This window comes from Candidatus Enterococcus willemsii, assembly GCF_009933335.1.
Lineage (GTDB): Bacteria > Bacillota > Bacilli > Lactobacillales > Enterococcaceae > Enterococcus_F > Enterococcus_F willemsii.
On record NZ_MAEL01000031.1, the window covers coordinates 114,041 to 120,792 of the forward strand.

The window sequence follows — 6,752 nt, forward strand, 5'->3', positions numbered from 1 at the left end:
TTTTCATATGGCTACAATTCAAGAAGTTGCAAAACATGCAGGAGTTTCCGTTGGGAGTGTGTCACGTTATTTAAACGGACACAAATTAAAAGATGCCAATATGCAAAAAATCGAAGCTGCGATTGCTGAACTTAACTATACCGAGAATTATTTTGCAAAAGGACTAAAAATCAATCGCACACAATCAATTGGTCTGCTCATGAATAACTTACAAAGTCACTTCTCTTCTTCTCTTGTAGCCAATGTAGGCGATGAATTAGAAAAGCGAGGATACAGTATGTTACTGAGTGCTTTTCGCAATAATCATAGCCAAGTCAAAGAAAAATTAGATTTTTTACTTTCACGAAAAATCGATGGACTGATTATCTTTGAAGCTGAACAAGAATGGGAAGAAATTCAAGCATTAAGAACATTGGATTTACCTATCATTTCAATCAATACACCCATTGAATTTCCTAAGGTTGATTCGATTATGATGAATAATCGTGAAAGTACGTGTCAAATGATTCAAAAAATAATGGCTTACGGACATACGAATATTGGCATTATTGCCGCACAACAGACCGATTATATTGCCCAAGAACGACTGGCAGGCGTTTATGATGCCTTTTCTATGAACAATTGTCCGTTGAATCCTGCGCATATTTACTATGGGAACTATTCAAAAGATAGCGGCTATAAAGGAATGAAAAATTTATTGCAGAATAAAGAACTGACAGCTATTTTTGTTTGTAACTACAATATGTCATTGGGTGCCTTGCAATATATCTATGAACATGACTTACGGATTGGTGACGACCTTTCCTTTGCTAGCTTTGATTATTTTGATATGAGTGATATTTTCCAACCAAGATTGTCCGTCATTCATCAACCTGTTACAGAACTAGGCGAAGTCGTTGCATCACGTATTGTCGAAAAAATACAAAATAATAATCAATTAGCAGGCGAACGACTCCTGCTAAAAAATAAAATTCTTTGGCACGATTCAGTAAGGAGGCTGAAATAAACCTATGAAAAAAATTCGAAATGACATCGAAGAAAATCTCACCACACAACAAGAAGAATATCAACACTTACCACAAGTCATCCAAGAAAAACTTGAGTGGTTCCAAGACCAAAAAATCGGTATTATCTTCCATTGGGGACTATATGCCGAAGCTGGCATTGTAGAATCTTGGCAATTATCAGAAGAAGATGATTGGGCAAGAAAAAAAGGCGCATGGCGAGAAGACATTGATACCTTGCGTCATGACTATTGGGCGTTAAACAAGCAATTTAATCCAGTAAATTTTAACCCTACGATTTGGGCTGAAAAAGCCAAAGAAGCTGGCTTTAAGTATTCATTATTTACAACCAAACACCATGATGGCTTTAACATGTACGATACCAAATACAGTGAGTATAAAATTACGAGTCCCGAAACAAAATTCCATAATCATCCACATGCCGATGTCTTAAAATACATTAATCAAGCTTTTCAAGAAGTTGGCATCCATACTGGCTTATATTATTCAAAAGCCGATTGGTATGCAAAAGATTACTGGGTACCTGGACAACGACCACGGGGCAGATATGCCAGTTACGATCCAAGAGAACAACCTGAAACATGGAAAAGCTACAATCAATTTGTTGAAAACCAACTGGTTGAACTATGTGAAAATTATGGACCTGTTGATATTCTTTGGTTAGACGGTGGTTGGGTCAATTCTGCCAACAACGAATTCTTAGACATGGATACAATTGCAGAAAAATTACGTGCCATTCAGTCTGATTTATTAATCGTGGATCGGACCATTGGTGGTGACTATGAAAACTACGTCACACCTGAACGTAAAATCCCTGAAATTCCACCAAAAAAAGCCTGGGAAAGTAATATTCCATTAGCAAAAAATTGGGGCTACGTTCCTAATGACCAATACAAATCTTTCGATGAAATTATTCAAGCTTTAGTCCAAGTAGTTGCCTTAGGTGGAAATATTATTTTAGGGGTCGGACCCAAACCAGATGGTACGTTACCTGAAGAAGCCTTAGCCATCATGTCCCAGCTTGGCGATTGGTTAAAACGTTATGGCCAAGGTATTTATGAGACACGTCCGTATCCTCTATCACATGATAATTGGTTTTTCACGCAAACAACTGAAGCGATTTACGCCTTCCATAAAAATGGAACCGCTTTTGAATTAGATACAAGTATTTTTCCAGAAACTATTGCGACGATTACTAATTTAACAACAGATGAAGAACTCACTGGGTCTACCCTACACTTCAACGCACACAGTGAACCATTTACGGTCATCAAATTAACTAAAGGAGCATCATTATGAAAAAATTTCCAACAAATTTCTTATGGGGTGCCGCGATGTCTGCCCCACAAACCGAAGGACACAGCCTATTGAATGGCAAATCAGCTTCCACTTGGGATCATTGGTTTGAAACAAATCCTGAAAAATTTAATGCTAACCAAGGGCCAGCGGATACTTCTAATATTTATGAACTATATAAAGAAGATTGCCAACGGATGGAAGACATTGGCTTAAATTCGATTCGTACATCCATTGCATGGACACGACTATTACCTGATGGCAAAACCTTGAATCCTGAAGCAGTCGCTTTTTATCGCGATTACTTCCAAGAAATTCGCAATCATGGCGTCGAACCAATTATTAACTTGTTTCACTTTGATATGCCGATGTGGCTGATGGAAAAAGGTGGCTGGGAGACTCGTGAATCAGTCGATGCTTTTGCTTTCTATGCCAAAACGGCTTTTGAACAATTTGGTGATTTAGTCAGCAAATGGACAACTTTTAATGAGCCTCTAGTCCACGTAGAATGCGGCTATTTATTCGGTTACCATTATCCAGCAATCGTTGATTTCAAAAAAGCCGTGCAAGTCGGCTATCATACCTTAATGGCTCATACGTGTGCAGTGAAAGCTTTTCGAGAAGTCCTTCCTCAAGGCGAAATCGGCATTATTTTAAATATTTCTCCTGCTTATGCTCGTAGTGAATCGGATGCTGACCAACAAGCCAAATTAGCTTCTGATTTATTAAATACGCGTAGTTTCTTAGACCCTGCGGTACACGGACATTTGCCAGAAGAACTGATTGCTTTAATCAAAGAAAATGAACTAACACCTGAAACCCAAGCAGAAGATACGCAGTTAATGGCCGAAAATACCGTTGACTTTATCGGATTAAATTACTATCAACCACGACGGGTCCAAGCCCCAACGAATCCAGCAAAACCAGCTAAAATGCCAAGTGATTTATATGGTGCTTATGACTGGCCAGAAAAACGCATTAATCCTTATCGTGGCTGGGAAATTTATCCTGAAGCCATGTATGACGTTGCAATTATGATGAAAAACGACTACAAAAACATTCCTTGGTTTGTCAGTGAAAACGGTATGGGCGTGGCAGACGAAGAACGCTTCCTTGATGAGAACGGTATGATTCAAGATGATTACCGCATCGAATTTATGAAAGAACATTTAGATTACTTGCATCAAGGTATTCAAGAAGGCAGTAACTGTTTTGGTTATCAAACATGGACATTTGTTGATTGCTGGTCTTGGTTAAATGGCTACCGCAATCGCTATGGTTTTTACCGTGTTGATTTAGACAACCAGTTCCAACGTAGTGTGAAGAAAAGCGGCCTGTGGTTCAAACAAGTTGTACAAGACAATGGGTACACAAATTAAAGGAGGAACATTATGGCACTTGCAGTTTTTGATATTGGTGGTTCAGCTGTCAAACATGGGCTTTGGCACGAGCAAACATTAATGCAACTCAATCAATTCCCCACACCTGCTACATTTGAAGAATTACAAGTAGCAATGAAACAAGTAATCAACTCTTACCCTGAACCTATAAAAGGCGTCGCTATTAGTGCGCCAGGAGCTGTCAATGTGGCGCAACGTCGCATTGATGGCATCTCTGCTGTTCCTTATATTCATCATCGCCCCATTTATGATGATTTCGAAGTATTCTTTCAATTACCTGTGACTATCGAAAACGATGCGAACTGTGCTGGGATTTGCGAAATCGAAATTGGTGCGGGTAAACAGGCACAACAAGCTGTTTTTGTGGTCATTGGAACAGGTATCGGTGGCGCTATTTTTATCAATAGAAAAATTTATAAAGGTGCGCACTTATTCGGTGGCGAATTTGGTTTAATGCAAAATCGCAATGGCAAAAGCTTGAGCTACAATGGTACAGCTGTCAATACTGCTTCACGCTTGTCAGAAACTTTAGGAAAATCGCTTACCGGTAAAGATCTCTTCGACTTAAAAGAAGCTGGTGACCAACTTGCAACAGATGCATTAAATACTATGTATGACAATCTAGCTGAAGCACTATACAATATCCAAGTTTCAATTGATCCAGAAGTGATTATTTTAGGTGGCGGCATTTCTGCTCGTCCAGAATTATCGAATGAACTTCATCAGCGTCTACAAACGTTATTAGCTGATTTTGGCGTCCCTGAGATTATGCCTGAAATTCGTCCTTGTGAATTTCAAAATAACGCTAATTTAATTGGCGCTGCACTAAACTTTCAAAATATCGTCAACTAAAACTTCAAAAGTGACATTTTTTTCAAACTTTATGCTTAAGACGTTAACTTTTTCACATTCAAGCCGATAATTTACTCGAAAGTAAAATTTGAATGATGGAAAGGTTGACTATACATGAAATATAAGCAAAAAAGTATTGGAAGATATGTCGCTTTTATTTTGATTTTCACTGCACTAATTCCTGTCCTTGCCATGTTATTTAGTACCCTCCAAAGCACTCTCACTCTATTAGAAGAACGCAATACGGATGCCCAATATAGTGCTGCAAATACTATTATGGCAGTGAAAGATGACTTAATGGAGGCAACTGAATATCGAATTGAAACGCTTGAACAAGGACCGGAATTTCAAGAAGCATTTGATTTACCAGCAATAGCAAAATTACTACAAACTTCTAGTGCAGCAGATAATAACGTTAAATATGCTATTTTCGCAAAAGAAGATAATTCCTATGCAGAAAGCATTGATTTACCAGCTAACGCAAACTTTATTCCGACCGAGCGCCCTTGGTACCAAAATGCCGTAGCAAATCCTGGTAAAGTAGTCCGCACACAACCCTATCTCAACGATGGCACGGAAAATGAATACGTGGTGACCTTATCAAAACTAATTACCAATCAAGCAGGTGAAAAAGGTGTACTTGCAGTTGATGTATCGTATCACACCGTGGATGCGACGATCAAAAATCTCGCTGTTGGTCGTACTGGAGAGATTCTATTTGTCTCTTCTGAAGGAATTATTATGAATGCTGCTAACAAAAAAGAAATCAATAAAGATATGTCAAAAGATGCCAATTTTAAAGCCATTAAGCAATCTTCAAAAGACAAAGGATTTGTGAATGAGCAGAGTAAAAAATATTCCGAAGGCTTTTATTTTGATAAAGGTGGTAAAGGAAGCACCACTTGGGCTCTCGTTACTTGGCAAAGCAATGAATACCAAGACGAAATCCGTTCCCTTTTAATTACTTCTAGTATTGTTGCCCTCGTAATGATGGCAATTGTTGCCTTAGTTGTTATATTCACTACTTCTTTAGTAAGAGAAATCGTCACTTCTTTATCTAATCAATTTGAAAAAATCAGCCAAGGAAAATTACAGCTCATCCTACCATCTTCTAAAAAAGAAAGCGGGCGCGGTATTCGTGGTCTTGCCCATCGATTTATTCGACCAGATGAACAAGGTAACGAAATTCATCAACTTATCGCACGTTACAATCATATGATTCAATCTATTGGTAAGTTAATTCAACGTGTACAAGGGCAAAGTCAACATGTTGCTACCATGTCTGATTCTTTGCTAGAGTTGTCCAAACAGACAAGTACGGCAACGGAAGAAGTAACTGAGACCATCACAGGAATTGCTGAAGTGACTAGTAGCCAAGCAGGTGAAACTGAACAAAGCGTCACCCAAGTCCAACAGTTATCTGATGTTGTCCAAGAATTATTGACAAATGTTTCTGATATGAATACGCAATCGCAAACATCTGTTGATACCAATCGACAAAGTGTACAAATAATGGATCAAGTCAGCTCCAATTGGCAGACAGAACTTTCACAAATGAACGCCTTGATGCAACAAATGACTAGCATGAATACAAATATCCAAAATATTAACCAAATTATCAGTGTCATTAACGATATTTCTTACCAAACAAATTTACTTGCTTTAAATGCTTCAATTGAAGCTTCACGTGCTGGTGAATCAGGGAAAGGTTTCGCTGTTGTAGCGACTGAAATTCGAAAATTAGCCGAACAAAGTAAAGCCTCTACGCTTGAAATTGAACAAATTATTGCTCAAATTCAAGAACAATCCAAAGAAATGGTGAATCAAACATCTCGCTCATTGGATGGTGGTGAAAAACAATCACAATTAATTAATCAAGCTATCCATTCGTCAAATGAAGTATTTAATCAAAATAATCAATTGTTGGCGAACATTCAAACGATTCAGTCAGCTACTGATGACATTGTTGCTATTCAACAAGTAGTATTAGAAAACTTAGAGAATATCTCAGCCTCTACTGAAGAAAATGCTGCAGGTACCCAAGAAGTTTCTGCTAATGCGGAAGAAGTTCTTGCAACTATGGAAGAATTTATTGGGCATGTCGCAGAATTACAGACTATTTCAGATGATTTACAACAATTAACCCGACAATTTGATGTAGAAAAATAGTTAAAAACGG

The 6,752-nt window shown here is 38.1% G+C and carries 5 protein-coding genes; all 5 read left to right on the forward strand.

Features of this window, described 5'->3' with window-relative positions; all coding sequences use genetic code 11:
- Window positions 1-7 precede the first annotated feature (7 nt).
- The 5 genes from BAU17_RS04610 to BAU17_RS04630 all read left to right on the forward strand — a co-directional run bounded on the left by BAU17_RS04610 (window position 8) and on the right by BAU17_RS04630 (window position 6,742).
- Window positions 8-1,006, forward strand: a complete 999-nt coding sequence (locus BAU17_RS04610; RefSeq protein WP_161901649.1) for a LacI family DNA-binding transcriptional regulator — start codon at window positions 8-10, stop codon at window positions 1,004-1,006.
- Between the two features lie 4 nt (window positions 1,007-1,010).
- Window positions 1,011-2,324, forward strand: coding sequence for an alpha-L-fucosidase (locus tag BAU17_RS04615; protein ID WP_161901650.1), 1,314 nt, complete (start codon window positions 1,011-1,013; stop codon window positions 2,322-2,324).
- Window positions 2,321-3,700: a glycoside hydrolase family 1 protein gene (locus tag BAU17_RS04620; protein ID WP_161901651.1), complete on the forward strand. Its 1,380-nt coding sequence runs from the start codon at window positions 2,321-2,323 to the stop codon at window positions 3,698-3,700. The genes BAU17_RS04615 and BAU17_RS04620 overlap by 4 nt, the downstream gene beginning before the upstream one ends.
- A gap of 12 nt (window positions 3,701-3,712) precedes the next feature.
- Complete coding sequence (locus tag BAU17_RS04625; protein WP_161901652.1) at window positions 3,713-4,573, forward strand: ROK family protein; 861 nt, start codon at window positions 3,713-3,715, stop codon at window positions 4,571-4,573.
- Window positions 4,574-4,687: 114 nt separating this feature from the next.
- Complete coding sequence (locus BAU17_RS04630) at window positions 4,688-6,742, forward strand: methyl-accepting chemotaxis protein (protein WP_161901653.1); 2,055 nt, start codon at window positions 4,688-4,690, stop codon at window positions 6,740-6,742.
- Window positions 6,743-6,752 lie beyond the last annotated feature (10 nt).

Bases quoted from the DNA above. Each gene is read 5' to 3' on its own strand.
- BAU17_RS04610 (WP_161901649.1), top strand. From the start codon at position 8: ATGGCTACAATTCAAGAAGTTGCAAAACATGCAGGAGTTTCCGTTGGG.
- BAU17_RS04630 (WP_161901653.1), top strand. From the start codon at position 4,688: ATGAAATATAAGCAAAAAAGTATTGGAAGATATGTCGCTTTTATTTTG.
- BAU17_RS04615 (WP_161901650.1), top strand. From the start codon at position 1,011: ATGAAAAAAATTCGAAATGACATCGAAGAAAATCTCACCACACAACAA.
- BAU17_RS04625 (WP_161901652.1), top strand. From the start codon at position 3,713: ATGGCACTTGCAGTTTTTGATATTGGTGGTTCAGCTGTCAAACATGGG.
- BAU17_RS04620 (WP_161901651.1), top strand. From the start codon at position 2,321: ATGAAAAAATTTCCAACAAATTTCTTATGGGGTGCCGCGATGTCTGCC.